General features: G+C 72.4%; 18 protein-coding genes. 11 read left to right on the top strand and 7 right to left on the bottom strand.

Annotated features, from left to right (window positions below; all coding sequences use genetic code 11):
- Positions 1 to 19: 19 nt before the first annotated feature.
- Both B7C62_20835 and B7C62_20830 read right to left on the bottom strand, forming a co-directional pair.
- On the bottom strand, positions 20 to 988 hold the full coding sequence (locus B7C62_20835; protein ID ARF74404.1) for a hypothetical protein: 969 nt from the start codon (positions 986 to 988) through the stop codon (positions 20 to 22).
- Between the two features lie 805 nt (positions 989 to 1,793).
- Entirely contained in the window at positions 1,794 to 3,176 is a 1,383-nt protein-coding gene (locus B7C62_20830; GenBank protein ARF74403.1) for a transcriptional regulator, read from the bottom strand.
- A gap of 265 nt (positions 3,177 to 3,441) precedes the next feature.
- Between B7C62_20830 and B7C62_20825 the strand changes: the two genes are divergently transcribed.
- The 4 genes from B7C62_20825 to B7C62_20810 all read left to right on the top strand — a co-directional run bounded on the left by B7C62_20825 (position 3,442) and on the right by B7C62_20810 (position 7,138).
- A complete protein-coding gene (locus B7C62_20825; protein ID ARF74402.1) occupies positions 3,442 to 4,140 on the top strand; it encodes a DNA primase in 699 nt (232 codons plus the stop codon).
- Between the two features lie 72 nt (positions 4,141 to 4,212).
- Positions 4,213 to 5,040: an ABC transporter ATP-binding protein gene (locus B7C62_20820; GenBank protein ID ARF74401.1), complete on the top strand. Its 828-nt coding sequence runs from the start codon at positions 4,213 to 4,215 to the stop codon at positions 5,038 to 5,040.
- Positions 5,037 to 6,680 carry a transporter gene (locus tag B7C62_20815; GenBank protein ARF74400.1) on the top strand — a complete coding sequence of 548 codons (1,644 nt, stop codon included), beginning with the start codon at positions 5,037 to 5,039 and terminating at the stop codon, positions 6,678 to 6,680. Before B7C62_20820 ends, B7C62_20815 begins: the two co-directional genes overlap by 4 nt.
- The gene (locus B7C62_20810; GenBank protein ARF74399.1) at positions 6,677 to 7,138 is read left to right on the top strand and encodes a hypothetical protein; all 462 of its coding nucleotides are present in this window, start codon (positions 6,677 to 6,679) and stop codon (positions 7,136 to 7,138) included. The genes B7C62_20815 and B7C62_20810 overlap by 4 nt, the downstream gene beginning before the upstream one ends.
- 13 nt (positions 7,139 to 7,151) lie before the next feature.
- Here B7C62_20810 and B7C62_20805 read toward each other — a convergent pair whose 3' ends face one another.
- Together B7C62_20805 and B7C62_20800 are read right to left on the bottom strand one after the other, a co-directional pair.
- A complete protein-coding gene (locus tag B7C62_20805) occupies positions 7,152 to 8,060 on the bottom strand; it encodes an alpha/beta hydrolase (GenBank protein ARF74398.1) in 909 nt (302 codons plus the stop codon).
- 557 nt (positions 8,061 to 8,617) lie between these two features.
- Positions 8,618 to 9,310 (bottom strand): dihydrofolate reductase, encoded by a 693-nt coding sequence (locus B7C62_20800; protein ID ARF74397.1) that lies wholly within the window; start codon positions 9,308 to 9,310, stop codon positions 8,618 to 8,620.
- A gap of 211 nt (positions 9,311 to 9,521) precedes the next feature.
- On the opposite strand from B7C62_20800, the gene B7C62_20795 reads away from it, so the two are divergent.
- A complete protein-coding gene (locus B7C62_20795; GenBank protein ARF74396.1) occupies positions 9,522 to 10,277 on the top strand; it encodes an SIS domain-containing protein in 756 nt (251 codons plus the stop codon).
- A 353-nt stretch (positions 10,278 to 10,630) separates the two neighbouring features.
- On the top strand, positions 10,631 to 12,082 hold the full coding sequence (locus tag B7C62_20790; protein ARF74395.1) for a hypothetical protein: 1,452 nt from the start codon (positions 10,631 to 10,633) through the stop codon (positions 12,080 to 12,082).
- Between the two features lie 89 nt (positions 12,083 to 12,171).
- Here the strand turns inward: B7C62_20790 and B7C62_20785 are convergent, their stop codons facing one another.
- Positions 12,172 to 13,587: a diguanylate cyclase gene (locus tag B7C62_20785; protein ID ARF77297.1), complete on the bottom strand. Its 1,416-nt coding sequence runs from the start codon at positions 13,585 to 13,587 to the stop codon at positions 12,172 to 12,174.
- A 457-nt stretch (positions 13,588 to 14,044) separates the two neighbouring features.
- On the opposite strand from B7C62_20785, the gene B7C62_20780 reads away from it, so the two are divergent.
- From B7C62_20780 to B7C62_20770, 3 genes are all read left to right on the top strand, one after another.
- Positions 14,045 to 14,275, top strand: coding sequence for a hypothetical protein (locus B7C62_20780; GenBank protein ARF74394.1), 231 nt, complete (start codon positions 14,045 to 14,047; stop codon positions 14,273 to 14,275).
- Positions 14,276 to 14,515: 240 nt separating this feature from the next.
- Entirely contained in the window at positions 14,516 to 15,481 is a 966-nt protein-coding gene (locus B7C62_20775; protein ID ARF74393.1) for a hypothetical protein, read from the top strand.
- A gap of 131 nt (positions 15,482 to 15,612) precedes the next feature.
- A complete protein-coding gene (locus tag B7C62_20770; GenBank protein ID ARF74392.1) occupies positions 15,613 to 17,187 on the top strand; it encodes a hypothetical protein in 1,575 nt (524 codons plus the stop codon).
- A gap of 352 nt (positions 17,188 to 17,539) precedes the next feature.
- On the opposite strand, the gene B7C62_20765 is transcribed toward B7C62_20770, so the two are convergent.
- Positions 17,540 to 18,289 (bottom strand): pyridoxamine 5'-phosphate oxidase, encoded by a 750-nt coding sequence (locus B7C62_20765; protein ID ARF74391.1) that lies wholly within the window; start codon positions 18,287 to 18,289, stop codon positions 17,540 to 17,542.
- A gap of 254 nt (positions 18,290 to 18,543) precedes the next feature.
- Between B7C62_20765 and B7C62_20760 the strand changes: the two genes are divergently transcribed.
- Together B7C62_20760 and B7C62_20755 are read left to right on the top strand one after the other, a co-directional pair.
- Complete coding sequence (locus tag B7C62_20760; GenBank protein ARF74390.1) at positions 18,544 to 19,644, top strand: citrate synthase; 1,101 nt, start codon at positions 18,544 to 18,546, stop codon at positions 19,642 to 19,644.
- Between the two features lie 96 nt (positions 19,645 to 19,740).
- Positions 19,741 to 20,322, top strand: coding sequence for a glyoxalase/bleomycin resistance/dioxygenase family protein (locus B7C62_20755; protein ID ARF74389.1), 582 nt, complete (start codon positions 19,741 to 19,743; stop codon positions 20,320 to 20,322).
- A 128-nt stretch (positions 20,323 to 20,450) separates the two neighbouring features.
- Here the strand turns inward: B7C62_20755 and B7C62_20750 are convergent, their stop codons facing one another.
- The gene (locus tag B7C62_20750; protein ID ARF77296.1) at positions 20,451 to 23,297 is read right to left on the bottom strand and encodes a hypothetical protein; all 2,847 of its coding nucleotides are present in this window, start codon (positions 23,295 to 23,297) and stop codon (positions 20,451 to 20,453) included.
- Between the last annotated feature and the right edge of the window lie 276 nt (positions 23,298 to 23,573).

The following is a 23,573-nucleotide window of genomic DNA, read 5'->3' as shown; positions in this document are numbered from 1 at the left end:
TTGGCCGGGGAGAGGGGGGTCAGAGCTCCTGGGGGGTGTGCTTGGTCAGCCCGTGCTTCTCCGCGATGGCGTTCCACAGCACGGAGGCTTCCTGCTTGGCCTTGGTCGCCTCGCCGCTCTGCCGGTTGGCGCGGGCCGTCTCGTTGGTCGAGCGGGCCTGGCCGTCCTTGCAGACGCTCTTGTTCCTCTTGGCCTGCCGGGCCCAGGCGGCGTAGTGCTCGTCGGCCGCCTCGGACGCCTTCCAGGCCCGCTTCAGCGATGAGGTCAGCGCCGCGTGCTGCGGCAGCTTGTCCAGGGTCAGGTCCTCCAGCCGGGTCACCAGGTCGCGGCGCTGCTGGGCGGCGTCCTTGAGGTCGGTGTTCGCCCGGTCCAGGTCCTTGCAGGACTTGATCTTCTCGACCGCGCTGATCACCGCCGCGCGGCTGTTGTTGCTGTCGGCCAGCAGCTTGTCCAACGCCTCGGCCTGCGGCTTCGCGGGGTCGACCGGCTCCTCGCTGGGGCTGGGGGAGACGCTCTGCGCCGGTGAACTCTGCGAGGCGACCGGCTGCTTGTCGTCCTTCGCCTGCTCGTCGCCGCCGCTCAGCAGCGCGCCCGCGCCGAGCCCGACGACCGCGCAGCCGACGACGACCGCGGCGATGAGCGGGATGTGGGCCGAGCGCCTGCGCGGGGGGTCGTCGTCGCGCAGCGGCGGCTCGGACGCCCCGCCGCCGCCCCGCGGTCCCTGGGGCCCGGACGGGTAGCCCTGCGGCGCCTGGGGCGGCAACTGGCCGCCGGGGTAGGGCTGCTGGGCCCGGTGGGGCTGGGGCTGCTGCTGACCGTACTGCTGACGCGGCGCCTGCTGGGCCCCGGCCCCGGCCCCGTCGACGTACTGCATCTGCTGGGTGGCGTCCGCGGGCCCCTCGGAGCGGAACAGGTTGTCGAACTCCGCGGGCGGCTGCCGGTCCTCCGGCGCGCCCGGCCTGATCCCGTACGGGGCTCCGCCGGGCACCGGGGGTATGTACTGCGTCGCGTCCACGTCCCCGGCCGGGACCGGCGCGATGTACTGGGTGGCGTCGGCGTCCCCGCCGGGCACACCGGGAGCCCCCGGTCCGGGCCCGGGTGCGGCTTCCGGGGGCAGGGGCTGCGCATACGGCTGGGGCTGAGCCTGCGGGGGCTGGTGTGGCTGCTGGGCCTGGTAGGGCTGGTGCTGCTGGGGCTGATGCGGCGGGTACTGCTGGCTCTGCTGGTACGGGTCGGAGTACTGGCCCTGCTGGGGCTGCTGGCCCTGCTGGTACGCCCCCGGCCCCTGCCCGTACGGCTGTTGCTGCTGCCCGTACGGCGCCCCGGGCTGCGCGGGCGGCAACGGCTGGGACTGCGGCGGCTGCTGCGGGTACCCGTACGCGCCCGGCGCCTGAGGCTCCGGCCCCGGCTGCTGCGGCGGGGCATCGGACTGCGGCCCCCAGGGCTGCCCCCACGGCTGCCCGCCCGCGGGCACCGCCTGGCCGCCCTGCACACCCTGTCCGGCGGTGGGTGCCCCCGGGGTCCAGGGGGCACCGCCGTCGGAGGGCAGCACGACACCTTCGTGCGCGGGTCGTCCAGCGGGGAGCTCCTGCTCGCCGCCCTGTCCGCTCTGCGTCACCGGGGACTCCTACGTGTGAACCAACGGAACCGTCGGCTCACGCTATCGGGTGGTCACCCGCCTCCGCCAAGCGCGTGGCCCCTCTCACCGCCCCTTCACAGCCCGGGTAACACCCGGCACACACGGAACGCTGTTAACGGCGACGCGCCCCCGTCACTCCCCTCTCACCGCGCTCTCACGCCGCCTGGAGCTCCAGCCGCTCGCCGAACTCCCGGACCGCGGGCTCCTGCCCGTACGGCGCGAGGCGCTGCTGGAGGTCGTCGAGGTACTCGGCGCCCCGGCTGGAGCGCACCGTCCCCAGCAGCTCCATCGCCCGCGTCCCCGTGTGGCAGGCCCGCTCCACCTCGCGCTGCTGGACTTGGGCCGAGGCGAGGAGCACGAGCCCGATGCCCCGGCGCCTGGCCCGGGTCTCCGGGAGGGCGGCCAGCGCCTCCTTGGCCCGCCGCGCGGCCTCCGGCGCCTGGCCCAGGTCCCGGTGGCAGTGGGCGAGTTCGTCCGCGAGGTAGCCGTGGTCGAAGTGGGTGATCCAGTCCGGGTCGTCCCCGCTCTCCGGGTCGGCCTGCTCCAGCGCGGCGACCGCCCGCCCCATCACCACCTGGCAGGTCCGGGCGTCCCCGAGCAGCGCGTGGCCCCGGGCCTCCGCCGCGTAGAACATCGCCTGGGCGCGGGGGGTGACCTGGCCCCGGGCGCCTTCCTGGGCGGCGCGGGCGAGCTGGGCGATCTCGCGCGGGTTGCCGAGCTGGGCGGCGAGGTGGCTCATCGAGGCGGCCAGCACATAGCCGCCGTACGCGCGGTCCCCGGCGGCCTGGGCGAGCCGGAGCGCCTGGATGTAGTAGCGCTGGGCGAGGCCGGGCTGACCGGTGTCGACCGCCATGTACCCGCCGAGCTCGGTGAGTCGGGCGACCGCGCCGAACAGCTCGCGGCCGACCTGTTCGCGGTACGCCCCCGAAAGCAGGCCGGAGACCACGCTGTTGAGGTAGTGCACCAGGACCGGGCGGACATGGCCGCTGCCGAAGCGGTGGTCGAGGTCGGTGAGGGCGGTGGTCATCGCCCGTACCGCCGTGACGTCCGCCATCCCGACCCGGGCCCCGGCGGCCCGTTCGACCTGGGGGTCCTTGCCGGAGATCAGCCAGTCGCGGCTGGGCTCGACGAGGGCGGAGGCGGCGACGGCGGAGCCGGTGAGCAGATCGCGGCGGCCGACGTCGCTGCGCCACAGCTCGCAGACCTGCTCGATCGCCCCGGCGACGGTCGGCGCGTACTGGAGGCCCACGCCGGAGGCCAGGTTCTTGCCGTTGGCCATGCCGATCTCTTCGATCGTGACCGTACGCCCGAGCTTGCGGCCGAGCGCCTCGGCGATGATGCCCGGGGCCCGGCCCCGGGGTTGCTGTCCGCGCAGCCAGCGGGCCACGGACGTCTTGTCGTACCGCAGGTCGAGACCGCGCTCGACCCCGACCATGTTGACGCGGCGCGCGAGGCCCGCGTTGGAACAGGCGGCTTCCTGGATCAGTGTCTGGAGCCGTTCGTTGGGCTGGCGGGCTACGAGTGGCCTTGCTGCCATATTTCCCCCTGGAACAGTCGAATGGGCGGTGATCGGTGGAAGCATCACTGCCCGTCACATACACAAGAAATGCGCATATTCCATCGGCATTCGGTACGGGAACGGTGAGTTGCCCGTCCGGGCAGGGCGGATCGCCCGGTCCTGCTGGGTGCTACCCCCGCATCGGCCCGCCCCCTCACGCGCGCCCCCGCCCGTGCTCCGATGCGCCCCGCGTGCAGGATCGATGCACCGTGACCCGCTCCGCCCGCGCCCGTAACCCCCGGTGATGCCGGGAGTTGAGCTGTGCGTGGAAGAGCCCATCGGAGTCACGGAAGCCGCACAGGTCCCTCAGCAGCGGGGCGAGCAACTGCTCGACGCCGCCGTTCGGTACGCGGAAGAGCGCCACTGGGACGTGTTCCCCGGCACCTGGCTGGAGGCGGTGGAGGGGACGGAGCGCTGCTCCTGCGGCGACGCGGCCTGCGCCCTGCCCGGGGCCCACGCGGACCGCCCCGACTGGGCGGGCCAGGCGACCGGCAGCGGGGCCGCGGCCCGCCGTATGTGGTCCAAGCAGCCGCGCGCCTCGGTGCTCCTGCCGACGGGCCGCACCTTCGACGCCCTCGACGTCCCCGAGGCCGCCGGATTCCTGGCGCTGGCCCGGATGGAGCGGATGGACCTCACGCTCGGCCCGGTCACCTGCACCCCCGACCGCCGGATGCTCTTCTTCGTGCTGCCCGGCGCCGCCGCCAAGTCCGCCGAACTGGTGCGCACGCTCGGCTGGAACGCCGAGGCGATCGACCTGGCCGGCCGGGGCGAGGGCCACTACATCGCCGCCCCGCCCACCCGCGTCGGCGGCCGGGGCGCGGTCCAGTGGGCCCGTAAGCCCACCACCGTCAACCGCTGGCTGCCGGATGTGGACGAACTGATCAGCCCTCTCGCGTACGCCTGCGCCCGCGAGGCGGCGGACGCCCGGACACGCGCTCTGTAGCACTGAATGTAGCGCCCGGAGGGGCCTTTCGTAGGGTGGTCCCCATCTATGGGGATATCGAAAGGCTGTGCCATGCCGGACCGGGCAGATGCACGTGAGGAAACAGACGCCACGGCGGGCGGTGCGTCGACCGCGCCCCCCGCTGTGCGTGTACAGGGGCTGTGGAAGCGGTTCGGGGAGCAGATCGCCGTCTCGGGGATCGATCTGGAGCTGCCCGCCGGGAAGTTCGTCGGACTGGTGGGGCCCAACGGGGCGGGCAAGACGACCACGCTCTCGATGGTCACCGGGCTGCTGCGGCCCGACATGGGGAAGATCGAGGTCGCGGGGTACGACGTGTGGGCGGACCCGGTCGCGGTGAAGTCGCGGATCGGGGTGCTGCCGGAGGGGCTGCGGCTCTTCGAGCGGCTGTCGGGGCGGGAGCTGCTCGCGTACAACGGGCGGTTGCGCGGGCTGCCGGGGGACGAGGTCGACAAGCGGGCCGCGCAGCTCCTGGACGTCCTGGACCTCGCGGGGTCGCAGAACAAGCTGGTGGTCGACTACTCGACCGGGATGCGGAAGAAGATCGGGCTAGCCGCCGCCCTGCTCCACAACCCGGAAGTGCTCTTCCTGGACGAGCCGTTCGAGGGCGTCGACCCGGTGTCGGCGCAGACCATCCGGGGGGTGCTGGAGCGCTACACCCGGTCCGGGGCGACCGTGGTCTTCTCCAGCCATGTGATGGAGCTCGTCGAGTCGCTCTGCGACTGGGTGGCCGTGATGGCGGCGGGCCGGATCAAGGCGCAGGGGACCCTGGCCGAGGTGCGCGGTGACGCCCCCTCGCTGCAGAACGCCTTCCTCGAACTCGTCGGCGCGGGCGGCCGGGACTCCGGCGACACGCTCGACTGGCTGGGCGGCTCCCGATGAGCGTGCTGGACACCCCCGTCACCACCACCGCCGCCCCGGTCCCTCCGACGGCGGGCCTGACCGCCGTCTTCGTACGGCTCAAGCTGACGCTCCTGCGCAACGGGCTGCGGCAGTCCAGCGGGCGCAGGGCGGTGTTCGTCATCTCGCTCGTCTTCACGCTGCTGCTCGCGGCGGGCCAGGTGCTCGGGCTGCTCCTGCTGCGGGGCAACGCGCAGGCGGGGACGGTCGTGGTGCTGCTGACGGGCATCGTGGCGCTGGGGTGGGCCGTGCTGCCGCTCTTCTTCCCCAGCGGTGACGACACGCTCGACCCGACCCGGCTGGTGATGCTGCCGCTGCGGCCCGAGCCACTGGTCCGGGCCCTGCTGGTCTCCTCGATGGTCGGCATCGGGCCGCTGTTCACCCTCTGCCTGGTGCTCGGCTCGGTCCTCGCGCTGGCGCACGGGGCGGCGGGCGTGCTGTTCGCGGTGGGCGCGGTCCCGCTGACGATGCTGCTCTGCGTGGCGCTGTCGCGGGCCGTCGCCACCGCCAACGTACGGCTGCTCAACTCCCGCAAGGGCCGCGATCTGGCCGTGCTCAGCGGTCTGGTGATCGCGGTGGGCATCCAGTTCGTCAACTTCGGCGCGCAGCGGCTCGGCGAGGCGGGCGGGCTCTCCGCCCTGGAACCGGCCGCGAACGTGGTCCGCTGGCTGCCCGGGGCCTCCGCCATAGCGGCGGTGGACGCGGCGTCGGACGGTGCGTACGGGGTCGCGGTCGCGCAGTTGCTGATCACGGTGGTGGCCCTGGGGGCGCTGGTGTGGATGTGGCAGCGGGGGCTGGTGAAGCTGATGACCGCGCCGGACGGCTCCACGCTGGCCGCCGCGGCGCCGGACCGGAAGAAGACGTCGGACCGCGCCGGGCTGTCCGGGCTGCTGCCGGAAGGCCGTACGGCGACGGTCGTGCACCGCAGCCTGCTGTACATCGTCCGGGACCCGAAGACCAAGGCGGCCTGGGTGACGTCGCTGGCGCTCGGGGCGATCGTGCCCCTGATCAACGCGGTCCAGGGCACCGGCTCGGTCTATCTGGCCTGCGTCGCCGCCGGGATGCTCGGCATGCTGATGTACAACCAGTTCGGCCAGGACACCTCCGCGTTCTGGATGGTGGCCCTGACGATCTCCTCGACCCGGGACGCGTACGTCGAACTGCGGGCGCGGGCGGTGGCCCTGCTGCTGATCACGCTCCCGTACACGCTGCTGATCTGCGGGGTGACGGCGGCGGTGCTGGGCGAGTGGCGGTCCCTGCCGGGCGCGCTGGGCCTCTCCTTCGCGATGCTGGGCGCGATGATGGCGACGGGGGCGCTCGCCTCGGCGGTGTTCCCCTACTCGATCCCGCAGGAAGGGGCGTTCAAGAACGCGGCGCCCGGGCAGGGCGGGCTGGCGTGGATCTCCATCCTTCTCGGCATGCTGGCCGCGCTGGTACTGGCCGCACCGGTGATCGTGCTGGTGGCCTGGCTGCATCTGACGGGCCGCCAGGAAGCGCTGTGGCTGGTGATCCCGGCGGGGCTCGCGTACGGAACCCTCATCGGGTGGGCGGGGCTGCGCATCGCGGCACCGCGCACGGCGAACCGGCTGCCGGAGATCCTGACAGCGGTGAGCAAGGGATGAGCCAGGTCCTGCACCGGCGCATCGCCCCGGCCCTCGTCATCCTCCAGCTGCTGTACCTGGTGCTGATGGAGCTCGCCTTCGCCTTCCTGGCCCCCGCGACGGCGGAGCCGGCCCCTGCGGGGTCCGCGCTGCCGGTGTACTGGGCCACGGTGGCGGGGGTGGCGGTCGTCATGGCGGCCGGCGCGCTGGTGCTGGCCTCGGCCCCGGCGGGCGCCCGGGTGCCGGGCCCGGTGCGCTGGGTCCTGCTCGCCCTGCTCGGTCTGCTGGAGCTGGGGATCGCCGCGTCCTTCCTCCACGCCGCCGTCACCGGCTCCCCGGGGCCCGACACGGTGATCGCGGGCCTGGGCGTGCCGGCCGCCGGCTCCGTCGTGGCCGGGTGCGTGCTGGGGCTGCGCGCGGAGCGTACGCCGCGTGGATCGCGTACACCGCTGGGCAGCGAGCCTCACGGGGTCGGCTGAGAACAGGCGGCTGCTACGGGGCGACCGGCTCCCGGTCGCCCCGGGGCTCCTCGGCGAGCTGCTCCAGGAACGGCTCCACCGCCGCCCGCCACCCCTCCGGCTGGTCGTAGTGGACGAGGTGGCCCGCGTCGGCCACCTCCGCGTACTGGCCCCGGGGCAGGACGCGCACCATCTCCTGCGCCTCGGCCCGGCCCAGCTCCCCGTCGAGCCCGCGCAGCACCAGGGCGGGGCAGCGGACCTGGGCCAGCTCCTCCCAGTGCGCGTCGTAGACCCAGGTGGCGCGGGAGCTGAGCATCTGGCTGCGGGAGAAGACGGGGCGCCAGCCGTCCTCCCGCTCCGCCATCACCTCGGCGTAGAACTCGCCGCGCAGGGGGTTCGGCCGCTCCACCCAGGGGTCGTCCTCGCCGAACCACTTCCGTACGTCGGCGAGGGTGGCGAAGGGCAGCGGCCAGGACGCGAACCAGTCGGTCCACTCGCGCTGCGAGGCCGCCCCGAGCGCGGAGGCCCGCATATCGCAGATGACGACGGCGCGGACCAGGTCGGGGCGTTTGGCGGCGAGCTGCCAGCCGGTGAGCGCTCCCATGGCGTGGCCGACGACGGTGACGGGGCCGAGCCCGAGCTGTTCGATCGCGGCCTCGGCGTCGCAGACGTAGGCATCGCGGGTGTACGGCCCGTCGGCGGGCTTGTCGCTGCGGCCGTGGCCCCGCTGGTCGAGGCCGACCGCCCGGTACCGCTCGGCGAGCCAGCGGGCGGTGGGCGCCCAGTGGGAGGCCCGGCCCATCAGCCCGTGCAGCAGTAACACCCCGGGGGCGCGGTCCGCTCCCGCCCCGGCCGCCTCCGCGCGCTCCTTCGGCGGGTCCGCGAACTCCCACGCCGCGAGGCGTACGCCGTCGTGTCCGGTCACATCGATGCGCCGCACCATCGTCCTGGCACCCCCTTCTGGTCCTCGGTCACCGCGTGGTCGCACAACACCAGGCTATCGAACTCTTATTCGAAAACAGGGATGCGCCGCTCAACACCCCACGTTCGAGTGACACCCGGCGAGGATTGCGGCCGATCCCCCTGGGGAGATCTCCAACGGGAGGCGGACCGCTCGGGGACAGGGGTCCGCAGGGAATGACCCTGGGAGCTCGGGGCTCCGGGTCAGCACAGGGGAGGACCGACCCCGGCACCTTCGGGCGCCGGGGTCGACCCCTGTCCGCGACAACGATGGCAGAGAGCGGCGGAGCCGCCGCCGAACCGCCCCTGACCAGGGCATCCGGGACCGCGGCAGCCACCGAACGGCGGACGTGCCGGTACGACGGGCGCATTCCCTGCTCCCTCCCCGACCGTGCCGACCGCATCCGGTCCGGCACCCTCAGGTCATATGCCTGGCCTCAGCCTGGCACGCGATCCGCCCGGCCGCTGCGATTCCGCCGGAAACCCACCCGGGGGCCCCGGGCCCAGGGCCCGGAAGCCGATGCCAAAGGCGTCAGCACGTCACCTCTTGGCGACGAACACGTGCGAGGCGACCTCCGCGTCCAGCTCGGCGGCCTCCCCGCTGGAGCCGACCAGCACCCCGCCGGGCGACTCCGTCACGCTGACGACCGAACCGGGCTGGACCCCGGCCCGCCGCAGCGTGTACATCAGCTGGGCGTCCGTCTGGATCGGCTCCCCGATCCGCCGCACGACCACGGTCTTGCCCTCCGCGCCCGGGTCCAGCTCGGCCAGGCTCACCATCGAGGCGTCCAGGAACGGATCGGCCTCCGCCTTCTCGCCCAGCTCCTCCAGGCCCGGGATGGGATTCCCGTACGGAGACTCCGTCGGGTGGCGCAGCAGCTCCAGCACCCGCCGCTCCACGGCCTCGCTCATCACGTGCTCCCAGCGACACGCCTCGGCGTGGACCTGCTCCCACTCCAGGCCGATCACATCGACGAGCAGGCACTCGGCCAGCCGGTGCTTGCGCATCACCCGGGTGGCGAGGCGGCGGCCCTCCTCGGTCAGCTCCAGATGGCGGTCGCCCGCGACCTGGACCAGCCCGTCGCGCTCCATGCGGGCCACCGTCTGGCTGACCGTCGGACCGCTCTGGTCCAGCCGTTCCGCGATCCGGGCGCGCATGGGGACCACGCCTTCCTCTTCGAGTTCGAGGATGGTGCGGAGATACATCTCCGTGGTGTCGATCAGTCCGGACATACGTGCCCCTCGATGCTGTGACAGAAAATCGTCGTGCGATGGCCCTGCACCAATTCTGACGCATAGCACCGACAACCGTGCCGCGCCGGCCGAAGACCGTGCGACGGAGGCCGCCAGGCGCTATTGACAGGCCACTGGTCCAGACCGCAACGTGATCCGCGGCGCCGCCATTCCCGCCCCGCGCAAACCCCGTCGAAAGGGCTCTCCTCCCATGAGCGACAGCAAGCTGGCCGGTCAGTTCTTCGATGCGGCGATCGGTCTGCTTCAGCGCGTACGGGACGAGGAGTCGGCGAGCATCACGGCCGCCGGGAGCGCCATCGCCGACACCGTCGAGGCGGGCGGCCGGCTGTTCGCGTACGGGGCCGGGCACTCCTCCCTCGCCGCGCAGGACGTCGTCTACCGGGCGGGCGGGCTGGCCCTGATGAACCTGCTCACCGTGCCCGGCACCACGGGCGTGGACGTCATGCCCGCCACCCTCGGCTCCGCCCTGGAGCGGGTGGACGGCCTGGCCTCGGCGGTCCTGGACTCCAGCCCGGCCACCTCCGGCGACGTCCTCGTGATCATCTCGCTCTCCGGCCGCAACGCGCTCCCGGTCGAGATGGCCCAGAACGCCCGGGCCCTCGGGCTGACGGTCATCGGCGTGACCTCGGTGGCGTACGCGGAGCAGACCCGCTCCCGGCACGTCTCGGGCGGCTTCCTGCGCGACCACTGCGGCATCGTGCTGGACAGCAAGATCGCGATCGGCGACGCGGAGCTGACGGCCCCCGGCATCGAGGCCCCCTTCGCCCCCGCCTCCACGGTGGTGACCAGCGCGATCATGCAGGCGATGCTGGCCGCCGCCGCCGAGCAGCTGGTGGCGCGGGGCATCGAGCCGCCGCTCCTGCGCTCGGCCAACGTCGACGGCGGCCACGACTGGAACGGCCGGGTCATGACGGAGTACCGGGAGCGGATCTTCTACCGCCACTGATCCCCCGCGCACCACCGCTGTTCCACGAACCGCCGCTGAGCCCCGCACAGCGCCGCTGATCCCGCCGCCCTCGCACGTCCGCAGCGCCACCCGGGCGGGCCTCGCCCCAGGCGGGCCTCCACCCGGCGGGTACGGGCGTCCCGCCTCTCCCCGGCCCTGGCCCCGCACGCGGCGTGAGGGCGGGGCCCGGCAGGGGTGGGGAGCCGGGCCGGGAGGGGCGGCCAGTTCTCCCCGGTGCGCCCGCCCGGGAACCCCGAAGTGCCGCGATTCTGCCCCCGAGGCCCTGGGGGTGTTCCCGTACTCCGTGCGAGCGTAAGGAAGTTGGTACGACTGGGACCGCCGGAGGGAAACGTATGGGACTGGCCCGTGAGGACAACACCGCGGCAGGGAAGTCGCAGGCGCCCCGGCGCCCGCGGGCGGCTCCCGGACCTACCGGAAGCACCGTGCAACGGCTGCCCGGTTTACAGAGCAGTGCCGGGAACCAGGTGGTGGTCGCGATGCTGCGGAAGGCGGGCCACCCGGGAGCGCAGGACCGGCATCAGCACGGTCCCGCGTGCGGGCATCCGTCGCGGGAGTCCCAGGTGCAGCGCTCCCCGGGCGGTACGGACGCCGCGCGGGGAGCGGAGGACGAGCACGTCCACGGCGAGGTGCGGGACACCAGCCCGGAAGGGCAGAGCGCGCTGCTGGCCGCCGCCATGAACTCATCAAGCGCTCCGCTGCCTTCCTCGGTTGCGGCGAAGGCCGGAGCCTTCTACCGGAACGACGCGCTCTCCTCCACCCGCGTCCACAGCGGCGCGGTGGCCCAGCGCGCCACGGCGGCGATGGGGGCCCAGGCCATGACCGTCGGCCATCACATCTTCCTCTCCGCCGGGGCGGCGAGCGACCAGAAGGTGATCGGTCACGAGCTGAGCCACGTCGACAAGAACCTCAAGGGCCTGCCCGAGACGGGCCACAGCAACGGCGCGGGGGTCACCGTCACCGACCCGGGGCAGAGCTCCGAGCGGGCGGCCGAGAGGGACGGCGCCGCCTACGCCGCGGGGGCGCGTACCGCCCCCTCCGTCACGGCCCCGCGCGGAACGGCGAACAGCTCCCACGGACCCGTCCAGCGGATGATGGAGGACCCGGGGCAGTCGGAGGCCGCCCCGGCCGGGCGGCGGATCACTCCGGGGGACCTGGCGGACCCGGCGCTGGCGGTCAGCGCCGAGGACGCCATCGGGCAGCTTCCCGAGGACAGCGAACAGGAGGTCATCCTGAAGCGCGGCGTGACGCCCACACAGCGGAAGCACCTCCAGAAGGAGATCATCCGCGGCTCGTTCATCAGCCTCCCGAAGATGGTCGCGGCGCCCGACGAGAACGCCACCCGGCCCGACCCCGAGCACGTCCAGGGCTATGTGAGTCAGGCCCGCGACGAGGAGACGGCGAAGCTGATCGAGTTCTCCACGGACCCCGCGATAGCGGCCAAGTTCGCGGCGGAGGCGCGGTACGGATACGTCCTCACCATCCGGATCAAGCGGAAGTACCTGGCGAAGGGGGCTACGGGTTCCGAGAAGGGCTGGATCGCGAAGCAGAGCGCGCCCTACGACATCGTGGGGATCGAGCAGATGGATTCGACGGCTCCGGGCGTGACGCCCCTGACCGAGAGCGAGTTCCGCGACGTGGTCAGGAGGGAGGAGACGGCCGAGTTCCTGCTGTCGGTCCAGGACCCGGTCGCCATGACCGCCTACCTCCAGAACTTCCCGCTGGGACCGGAGAGGGTCAAGGAAGCCGGGCGCATCATCGCCCTCCGGAGGGACATGTTCAGCTGAGCATCGACTGAGCGTCGGCGGACCGGGCGGCCGGGCCTTGCCTGCCGCCCGGACGGTCTTGCCCAGACCGTCCTGCCGGGAAGGCTCTCTCAGTCGGCCGGCCGCCCCACCGCCCGCGCCAGGTCGACGGCTCCCGCGACCCGGGCCGCCACCGTCTCCGCGTATGTCGTGTCGGGGCGTTCGAAGGCGGCCCGGTTCGCCGCGCGCAGGAACGTCAGCACGCCCAGCGTCCGCCCCCGGCTCCGGAGCACCGTGCACAGGGCGTGGGCCGCGTCCCCGGGCCAGCGGCGCTCCGCCGCCCAGGCCGCCGCCGCTCCGGGGTTCCCGGCGCCCGCGCTCGTACGGACCGAGCCGGTGCGCTCGACGGCCTGGAGGGCCGGGTGGCCGGGCCCGTACCGGACCGGGAGGGAGCCGCCCGCGACCGGCAGACACGGGCCGGGCGCGTCCGAGGGGGTGGCGGCCGTACGCACCAGGCGCCCGCCCGCCGCGGAGTCGCCCGCCGCTCCCCCACCCGGTACCGGCCCGCCCGACGCCGTGTCAGCCGCCGTCAGATCGAGAAGTACGTGGTCGGCGAACCCGGCCAGCGCGAAGTCGAGCAGGGAGGTCGCCGCCTCCATCGGGTCCTCGCACTCGGAGGCCGTACGGCCCGCCCGGTGCAGCTGGCTCGTCCGGAACCGCAGGCGGTCCGCCTCCTGCTGCGCGAGCTTCGTCGCCGTCACATCCCGGAACAGCCAGCCGACCCCGAGCGGAACCGGCTCCTCCGTCAGCGGCGAGGCCAGCCGCAGGAACCCGCTGCGCCAGCACCGGCGGCGCTCGCCCTCCGCCGTACGCAGCGTGACCCACATCTCGGCCGGGGCGCCCGGCGCGCCTTCGGCGAGGACATGGTGCAGGGCCGCCTCCAGTTCCTCGACGCCCTGGACCACCAGCTCACCGAGGGGGCGGCCGAGCAGGGTGGTCCGGCCGCCGCCGAGGGCCCGGGAGGCGTACGCGTTCACGACGGTCGGGCGGAGGTCGACGTCGACGAGCACCACGCCCCAGGACGCGTCCTCCAGCAGCGCCTCGCTCAGCGCGATGGCCCGCTCCAGGTCGATCTGGGCGTGCACCTCGCTGAACGCGCAGTAGACCCCGGCCGGTTTCCCCTCCGCGCCGCGCACCCCGGCGGACTGGGTCCGCACCAGCACCCGGCCGCCGTCCTTGCGCAGCAGCGCGAACTCGTGCACCTGCCGCCCCGGCGCGTCCATGGCCGACATCAGCCGCGCCTGCACCTCGTCCGCGTCGGCCCGGCGCACCGCCCAGCCTGCGAACCCCGTACGCCCCACGGCTTCCTGCGCGGACCAGCCGAGGATGCGCTCGGCCTCGCGGTTCCAGTGGGTGACGGTGCCGGACGCGTCGAACGCGCAGAGCGCCGCGTCCATGCCGTCGAGCAGGGCGGCCAGCAGCTCGGACCCGGGAAACGGATCGGGGCCGAGGGCGTCGGTCGTCCCCCTGCTCGTGGAAACACTCATCCCGAACCCCCCGCAGGACGTGTCCGCCATGGCCGCACGTCAGACCATTGAACTCGAATGTGACGCACCGCACAGCACTTTCTCGAAAACCCGTCCGCCCCGCCACCCGGCGAAACCGACCGGGACGTCTCGTTTGAGCCAGCGAACGGTATCGGCTTCAACAACACTTCCCACCGGAGCCGGAGGGTCCACCCCCGAAGCCGAAGGCCGGGCGGCCGCCAGCCCGGTTGAGGAGGCAGACGTTCCGGCCTCCTCCCGCTCCATCACCATCAAGCCACCGGGCACATCCGCCACCGCCCCACCCGCCACGGGGCGTTGACGCGCCCCGGGATCGCCCGCACCCGGCGGGGCCGTTCCGGACACCTTCCGGCCCGGCATCCGGAACGCCCCGCCGAACCCCTGAGAATCCCGGGCAGAAATCCCAACTTCCCCTCCATGGAGTTCAACTGACCCCGCGATGGGGAATTCCCCCGCCCGTCCGGTTCGGGCGGCACCGTCGGCACGGACGACAGCAGGAAGTCCGGCCGGTATTTCCTCCCCACGGGAGCGGGAACCCCCGAATACCGACCGGTCAGACGGGAATCCCCCGCACCCTCCCGGCCGCCCCACCGGCCGCCCCCCGCCCCGGTCACCTCGCCCGCGCGCGGCTGCCGTTCCACGTGCCTCCGTACAACCGCAGAAGCGGTAGAAGGACGATTCCGGCCATTCCCGTGCCCCTGCAAGGTGAAGTGCAGTTGCAAACTTCCGGTCTCTGAAGCCCTCTCGAATCCCTGAATGCGCCGCTTCCGCCGGATGCTTCAATGACCACGGCCAATCGGGGATGCCGCCTGCTTCAACCATGGGGGAAGAAGCTCGACCAGCGGTGTGCCCGGACGTTTCGTCAAACGTTTCGACAAGGGGGAAACCGCATATGATGCGGACCACTCGTATGACCAGCGGCATCGTCGCAACCACCGTGGCGGGCGCCCTGCTGATGACCATCGCGCCCACCGCCACGGCAGGCGGACTGCCGTCGCAGGCCGAGCGGACGGCACGGATCATCGAGGGCGCCACCGGCACCCAGGACCTGGCCGCGGCAGTCCCGCAGAACGGCGCGCTCACCGCGTCGGTGACCGACGAGAGCGGTGTGACCACCACCGCCCGGGCCCCGAAGAGCTCGGCGGGCGAGATCGAGATCACCGCGCCGGACGGCAGCGTCGTGGGCCTGAGCCTGCCTCAGAGCCGTACCGTCGAGGGCTCCCTGGCGGGCGCGGGGACCACGGTCTACACCGACGCCGCCGCCTCCACGGACATCGCCGTCCAGCTCACCGCCGACGGCGGCGCCCGCGCCCTGACCTCTCTCAAGGACGCGAACGCCCCGGCCCAGCAGCGTTACGAGCTGAACCTCCCCGCCGGAACCCAGGCGGTCGCCAACGAGACCGGTGGATTCGACCTCGTCCGCCGGAGCGACAGCGACGGCCCCGATGTCGCCATCGGCGCCATCGACGCCCCGTGGGCGAAGGATGCAAACGGAAAGGACGTACCCACCAGCTACAAGCTGAACGGGTCGACCCTCATCCAGGACGTCGAGATCAACAAGGACACCGCGTTTCCCGTCGTGGCCGACCCCAAGGTCAGCACCGGCTGGTTCCTTTACGTGAAGTTCAGCAAGTCCGAAGTGAAGAAGTACGAATCCAAGGTGAAGTACGCGCCGGGCGGCGCGGTTCTCTGCGGCCTTCTCGCCATTCCGCTGGCTTCGGTGGCCTGCGGTGCGATCACCGGCGGATCGCTCACGCATCTCGCGGGCGTCTGGAGCTCGGCGGCCAAGTACAAGAAGTGCGTGGAAATGAAGTTCACCCTTCCCGGTATCACCCCGATTCCGACCTACATCGGCGCGAAGAACTACAAGTGCTGAAAGAGCGACAAGCGCCGGAGCCGGGAGAGGGCACAGGCACACACGGGCGTAACCGGACGTAGCTGAAAGCTCGTTCCTCGTACCGGCGGCAGCCGGTGGGCCCGGCAGCGGCTGCTGCCGGGCCCACCGGCATGTCCGGGCCCCGCCATCCCGCCCTCCGCGTACCGGGCCCCTGGCCGCCGTCCCGGAAACCGACCTCTCGTAGCCTGTGGCGACACCGGCCACCGCTTCCCACGGGGGCTCTCCCACCGCCACCGCCTGGTTCACAAGGAGCTGGAACTCGCATGTCGCAGCCGCCCATGCCCCCTGTCCCTCCCGGGGTCCCGGGGCCGCCGCCCCAAGTGCCCCAAGTGCCCCAAGGCAGCAAGCGCCGGACCGCGGTCATCGCGGGCTGCGTCACCGCGGCCGTGGCCGTCCTGGCCGCCGGTACCTTCGCGTTCCTCCACTTCAACGACGGCGGGGAGAGCCCGGCCGAGGCCGACGCCAAGGCGAGCGCCCCGACGAAGTCCGCGTCCCCGACGGCCCTTCCCACACAGGGGCGCGAACTGATCAAGGTGCCACCGCCGAAGGAGGACATCGAGGACACCGGGCACCGGGCGTACGGCACTTGGGTGACCTCGCGCTCCTACGCCTCCGGCGGCCCCTTCTCCGTACTCGGTTACGACCTGGACAGCGGAGAGCAGACCTGGAAGGTGCCGCTGGACGGCACCCTGTGCGGCGCGTCCCAGGACGTGACCGACAAGGGGTACGTGGCGGTGTCGTTCGCCGGTTCCAAGAAGGAGCGCAGCAGGTGCACCGAGTTCGCGGTGATCGACATCGACAAGGGGCGCAAGGTCTGGCAGAAGTCCCTGCCCGACGCCGCTTTCGGGCTGGACCTCAGCGTCGCTGTCACCGAGAACTTCGCCGCGGTCGGCTGGTCGGACGGCACATCGTCCCGGGGCTTCGCCATCGGCACCGGCGACCCGGTGTGGGACGCGCCCCCGCAGGGATGCGACTACGAGGAGTACCTCGGCGGCAGGACGGTGACGGGCCTGGCCTACTGCGGCGATGGGTTCGCGGTGACGCAACGTGATCCGGATACCGGCAAGCCGTCCCGGACCATCAAGCTGCCCGCCGGGCCGACTTCTGCCTATCTGGCCTCGGTCGACCCGCTGGTGGTCGGCGCCCAGGTGGGCAACGCGGGCGGACTGGACGTGAACAGGCTGTTCACGTTCCACCCGGACGGCTCGGTCAGGACGACGATCAAGATCGACAACTACGTTCCCGGCTGCGGGGCCACGGGGTGCAACGCGGTCGCGACCTCGAAGGACACCGTCTACCTCGCCAGTCGGCGGGAGAACTTCAGCAGCGGCAACCACATCGCGGCGTTCGACCTCGGTACCGGGCAGCGCAAGTGGACCGTGGACAGCGTCGGCTCGTCGGAGATGCTGCCCCTGCGCGCCGAGGACGACGGGGTCGTCGCCTACAGCAACGCGGGGGCGGGGCAGGACGGCAGCGGTGTGCTGCGCCTGGCCGCCGCCGACGGGGAGCAGACCGTGCTCCTGAAGCAGCCCGACACCTTCGCAGCCTCGAACGCGACGGCACAGATCTCCGAGCCCGGGATGCCGGAGAAGATCCTTTACGAGGACGGACGCCTGTTCTTCCACCGCGTCTCCGGCTTCTACGTCCAGGACATCCCCATGACCTACGCCTTCAGCGTCCACTGACCTCCGGGGCCGGGCCCCGGCAGTGTGAAGCCGCCGAATAAATCGGTTGAGCGCCCCGCGCGGGGTTCCTAGGCTGTTCAGCACACAGGAAAGGAGGTGTTCCGGAAGTGATTTCTTTTCGGACTCGTGAGGTGACTGCGGGCTGACGCCCGCCGTCGCACTCTGCGCAGTGCACCTGGCCGGACGCCGGCCAATTCCCAGCAGTCACCGACCCGCAGGCTCGCCGGTAAGTCCGGCCGGCTCCTCTGTGCACGGAGGACCCCGAGCCTGCGGGTTTCTGCGTTCCACCGGGCAGCCTTCTCCCCGGCAGTACGGCCCCGGGCCCCAGCCCCCGGGCTCCCTGCCCCCGGTCCTACGGGCAGAGCCGCTCGACCCGCCACATGGCGGAGTCCGCGCCCTCCTTCACGTACCGCAGCCGGTCATGCAGCCGGTTGCCGTGCCCCTGCCAGAACTCGATGGTCTCCGGGACCACCCGGAAGCCGCCCCACTCCGGCGGTACGGGGACCTTCTCGCCCTCCGGGTAGCGCGCGGCCAGCTCCTCGTACCGGCTGACCAGCTCCTCGCGGGAGGGGACCACCGTCGACTGGTCGCTGGCCCAGGCGCCGAGCTGGGAGCCGTGCGGGCGCGTACGGAAGTAGGCGACGGTCTCCTCGCGGGAGACCCGGGACGCGCTGCCGGTGACGATCACCTGGCGGGCCATCGGGTGCCAGGGGAAGAGCAGCGAGACATACGGGTTGGCGGCCAGCTCGCGGCCCTTGCGGGAGCCGTAGTTCGTGAAGAAGACGAAGCCCCGGTCGTCGTACTGCTTCAGCAGCACCGTGCGCGAGGAGGGACGGCCGTCCGGGGTGGCGGTCGAGACGACCATCGCGTTGGGCTCGTGGAGCACCCCGCCCACGGCGACCTGGCGGAACCAGCGGGCGAACTGGTCCATCGGGTCGGGGCTGAGGTCGCGCTCGGTGAAGTCCTCCGAGCGGTACTGCTCGCGCATGGCCGCCGGATCAATGGTGGAATCGGTACGGGAGTGCGTACCGGAGGGCCCGGCGGAAGGAGCCTGGTGGTCAGCGTGATCCGGTGCGGGCACAGCGTGATCCGGAGTGGGCACGGAGTGATCTGATGTGGACACGGGCCCATCCTGCCGCAGTGGCCGAGTGTGCCCGGCCCGGAGGGCCCGTAACCACTCACCGCCGGAATGGAGTCCTGTGCCGGATGTCACGCTTCCCCGCTCCGTGGGAACCCGCCAATATCGTGGGGCAGGCCCCTGTGGCCTTCGCACAGCCGCGGCCTCCGTACACCTGCTGCGTACGCGCACAGCCGCGGCCCGCCGCCCGCCGCCCGCCGAACTGAGGGAGCCGCCTGATGTCCGACTTCGTACCCGGTCTTGAGGGAGTCGTCGCGTTCGAAACGGAGATCGCCGAACCGGACAAGGAAGGCGGTTCGCTCCGTTACCGCGGGGTCGACATCGAGGATCTCGTCGGCCATGTCTCCTTCGGGAACGTGTGGGGCCTGCTGGTGGACGGGGCGTTCAACCCCGGGCTGCCGCCGGCCGAGCCGTTCCCGATCCCCGTCCACTCCGGTGACATCCGGGTCGACGTGCAGTCCGCGCTGGCGATGCTCGCGCCCGTCTGGGGCCTGAAACCGCTGCTGGACATCGACGAGGAGACCGCCCGGGACGACCTCGCGCGGGCCGCCGTGATGGCCCTGTCGTACGTCGCCCAGTCGGCACGCGGTCAGGGACGGCCGATGGTGCCCCAGAGCGAGATCGACAAGGCCCAGTCCGTGGTGGAGCGGTTCATGATCCGCTGGCGCGGCGAGCCGGACCCCAAGCACGTCAAGGCGGTGGACGCGTACTGGACGTCGGCAGCCGAGCACGGAATGAACGCCTCCACGTTCACCGCCCGGGTCATCGCCTCGACGGGCGCGGACGTGGCCGCCGCGCTCTCCGGTGCGGTGGGCGCGATGTCGGGCCCGCTGCACGGCGGCGCCCCGTCCCGGGTCCTCGGCATGATCGAGGAGATCGAACGTACGGGCGACGCCACGGCGTATGTGAAGGGCGCCCTGGACCGGGGCGAGCGGCTGATGGGCTTCGGCCACCGCGTCTACCGCGCCGAGGACCCGCGCGCCCGCGTCCTGCGCCGCACGGCCCGCGAGCTGGCCGCGCCGCGCTTCGAGGTGGCGGAGGCGCTGGAGAAGGCGGCACTGGAGGAGCTGCACAACCGCCGCCCGGACCGGGTCCTGGCGACGAACGTCGAATTCTGGGCGGCGATCGTCCTGGACTTCGCGGAGGTCCCGGCGCACATGTTCACGTCGATGTTCACGTGCGCCCGTACGGCGGGCTGGTCGGCCCACATTCTGGAGCAGAAGCGCACGGGCCGCCTGGTCCGTCCGTCGGCGACGTACGTGGGCCCGGGGTCGCGGAACCCGCGCGAGATCGAGGGGTACGCCGACATCGTGGGGTGAGGACGGCGCGGCGGGGTGAGGACGGCGCGGCGGGCCCGGTGAATGTGCCGGTACGGGGTACTCGTACCGGCACATCTCCGACCCGAGGAGCCCGCCGTGACCACCACCCCGCGACCGCCGCGACCCTCCCTGACCCTGACCTGCACGGTGCTCGACGCCCCGGACGCGGCGGAGCTGGCGGACTTCTACCGTCGCCTCCTGGGGTGGGAGACCGTGCGGGAGGAGCCGGGCTGGGTGCAGCTCGTGCCGCCCGGCGGGGGTTCCGGCCTGGCCTTCCAGACGGAGGAGGCGTACGTGCCCCCGGTCTGGCCCGCCCCCGCCGCCTCCCCCGGCGACCAGCTGATGATGCTGCACCTGGACTTCGAGGTGACGGACCTGGAGGCGGGAGTGGCCCACGCGGTGGCGGAGGGCGCGATCCCGGCGGAGTTCCAGCCCCAGCACGACGTACGGGTGCTCCTCGACCCGGCGGGTCACCCGTTCTGCCTGGTCGTGAGCGACCAGGTGCCGGGCGAGACTCCGGCGATCAGCCCCGAGTGGGTGGCGGAGCAGGCCAGGGACATCAGGGCGGAGGACCGGCTGACGGCGGCGGAAGCGGTCACACCGGACCGGCGGGAGGCGGCGGGGACGGCGGAGCCGGAGGGTCTGCCGGGTGGCCCCGGGGCGGGTTCGCCGAGCTGACCCCGGCTCTTGCCGAGGCCCGGGGCACGGTTCGCCGGCCCTTCCACCAAGGCCCGGCTGCTGCCTCCCGGGGCGGTGCGGCCCTTCGGTGTTCGGGCCGCACCGCCCCGGGAGTCATCGGGGCAGGGTCAGGCGATGGACCTGATGGTGTGCCAGCCGCCGGGTCCGACGAGGAGCGGCGGCTGTGCCCCGCCGGTTGCCCGGCCCGGGTGGAACATCAGGTTGCCGCTGCCCGTGACCAGGTGGGTGGACCACAGGTCGGTGACGCCGTCCCCGTTGGCGTCTCCGGTCGCGGTCATCAGCGGGTGGGTGGCGGCGGGCAGGCCGGTCGCGTAGGCGGTGCGGGTGGCCGGGTCGGCGAGGGAGGCCGGGTCGGTGCCGCCGTCCGGGGCGGGCTTGCCCCGGTGGAGCCAGACCTGACCGCTGACGGTGTCGCGGGCGATCAGGTCGGTGTGTCCGTCGCCGTCGAGGTCACCGGGAGAGACCAGGGTCATGTTCTTCCAGCCGGTGGCGGCGATCGGGTAGCCGTAGTCGAGGTGGCCCCCGGTGTAGCCGGGCAGGTACCACAGGGCGTCGCCGATCACGGCGGCGAAGTCGACCTTGGCGGCGTCGGGGTCGGCGCCCATGTCACCGAGGGAGACGAGCTGGTCGATGGAGGCGGGGTCGATGTACTCGGGCTCGCCCGGGGAGGCGAACTGGCCGATCTCCTGGCGGGTCTCCTCGTCCACCCGGCCGAGGCCGTCGGTGGGGTAGAGCCAGATCCTGCCGTCGCTCCGGCGGGTGATCAGGTCCTCGTACCCGTCCGCCGTCCAGTCGCCGCGGTGGGTGATCAGGGAGCCCGCCCACTCGCCGGTGGTGGAGACGTCCATCCGGGTGCCGAGGCGGCCTTCGCCGTTGCCGGGGTAGAAGCGCAGGTTGCCGCTCGCGTCGACGGCGTAGAGGTCGGGATGGCCGTCGCCGTTGAGGTCGCCCGGCTTCTCGGGGGTGCCGGGGCTGGACGCGTAGAAGAGGTACGCCTGGGTGTCGGACTTGTTGCCCGCCCTGTCGTGGCTGACGACGTACAGGGTGTGGGGGCCGGTGTGGGTCGGGGTGAGCCTGACCGTCACGGAGCCGCCTGCCGCCGCCGGAGTGGCCACGGTGGTGGGCGGGTTGGTGTTCAGCCCGTAGGTGTACTTCACGACGTCGGAGACGCCACCGGAGTTCAGGGTGAACGATCCTTCGGTCCGGGCAGGCGCGCCCCACGATCCGCTGTCACCGCTCGGGAAGTCGGTTGAGGTCACGCCGGGCGGGGACGAGGGACGGCTGGAGTCGAAGCCGAACGCGCAGCCGCCGCCGGTGGGCGTGAACCCGGAGGACGTATGGGCGTCGACGGCCGACACCTTCCAGGAGAACCGGCCACTGGAGCCGAAGCCCTCGTAGCGCTTCAGGTCGTTCTTGGAGACCACGGTGGAGGCCATGCTGCCCGAGGTGACCTGGACATCGCGGTTGATGATCATGACGCCGTCCGCGGCGTCATTGGGGTGCTTGCCGGTGGGCCACAGGTGGAAGCGCGCCTTGACGGTGCCTCCGTCCGGGTCGGAGACCTTCGCCCTGAGGGTCACGTCCGTGTTGCCCAGGGTGACGTAGGGGGCGACGTTGCAGGCCGTGTCCGTGCTGGTGGAAGGCGAAGTCTGAAGGCTGGACGGGGTGTTCGGCTTACGGTTGTAGTTGATGATGATCTTCGGGTTGCTGTTGAACCGCTTCCAGGTGTAGGTGTCCGTCTCCGAGGTGGAGCGCAGTCCCACCGTGATGTCGGCCCAGTTGCCCGCGGCGGCCCGCTCGGCGGCGACCTTCGCGTTGAAGTCGACCCCGCGTGCGGCGCAGCTCGAGTTGTAGCCGTACGCGAAGGACTTGGTCTCCAGCTTGGTCGACCACGAGGGCTGGTTGCTCCAGGTGGTCTTGTTGGAGATGGCGCCGGTCAGCCACAGCTCGGTGTTGCGCCCGGAGCAGGACCAGGAGTAGGTGTTGGTGATCTGGAACTGGGCGGAGAGGACCTGAACCCCGCCCAGGCCCTTCGAGTTGAGGCGGAAGAACGCGCGGGACTTGCCGCCGGTGTCCTTCTCGTAGCCGACGCGCGGCTGGTCCTTGTAACTGCCGTTCCAGTTGGTGCCGTTCCAGAAGGAGGTGGAGGGGTGGCGGGAGTAGGCGATGGTCCACGCCTGCCGGGCGCCGTTGAAGTTCGGGTCGAGGTAGACCGGGTAGGTGGTGGCGTCGCCGTTGAGCAGATCCTGGTCGGGCGTCAGGGTCAGGGCGTCGGGCGAGAGGGTCAGCGGCAGGTCGGCCGTCCGGACGCCCGGGTCGGACTCCTGGGCGAGGGCGGTACGGCGGGCCGTGCCGGTGGTCGATGAGTCCCACATGCGCGGTGTGGAGGTGGAGAAGACCTCCTGGCCCTGCGGGGTGAGGGCGCGGAGGGTGTCCGACGCCTCGTCCTTCTCGATCTTCACCCCGTCCGCTTCGAGGCCGTAGGTGATGGTCTTCAGACGGGGCTGCGCGGCGGCTTGCGCGTCCTTCACGATGAGTACGTGTCCGAAGCCGTCCAGCTTCGCCGAGACCGCCAGGTCGACACCGGGGAGGACTTCCGGGTAGGTCGCGGTGGGGCCTTCCAGCTGCGGCTGCGGCAGCGGGTCGGGCCATTTCAGGGTGACGCTGCGCCCCTTGTCGGTGAAGGTGGCCAGCTCCGTGTCGCCGCCGGAGGAGAACGTGACCTCGCCGGGAGCCGCCTTGGGGGCCAGCCGGTCACCGCTGCGGTGCAGGTCGGTGTCGATGGCCCGCCACTGGCCGGCCCGCTTGACGCGTACCGGCGCGGTGTGTTCGGTGCGGCGCATGGTGCCGTCGGGCATGGCGTGGACCTCGCCGGTCTCCGTACGGGCGGAGGTGACTTCGACCGGCTCGCCCTCGGCCGTCGCGCGTGCGGACGCCTTGGCCTCGGCGGCCATGAGGGCCGTCGCCTCGTCAGGGGCCGCTGCGGGCTGCCCCGGTGCGGCGATGGCGGGGGTGGTGCCCGAGAGGCAGGCGGCGGTGAGGAGGCCGGCGAGGAGCGCACTGGTGCGCCGCCGTCTCGCCCTGCCCGGTATGTGCGACATGTGGTCACTTTCTTCTGCTGAGAAGTCGACAGCCGCAAGCCGTACAAGGGGCGTTCGGGCCCGTATGTGCGTCTTGCGTGAGGCGCTCTGCGCGGTCCTTCCGGTCGCGGATCACCTCCGCCCGGGGAG

Origin of the sequence: Kitasatospora albolonga (assembly GCA_002082585.1) — a bacterium.
Lineage (GTDB): Bacteria > Actinomycetota > Actinomycetes > Streptomycetales > Streptomycetaceae > Streptomyces > Streptomyces stephensoniae.
This window is presented reverse-complemented; position numbering and strand designations above follow the sequence as displayed.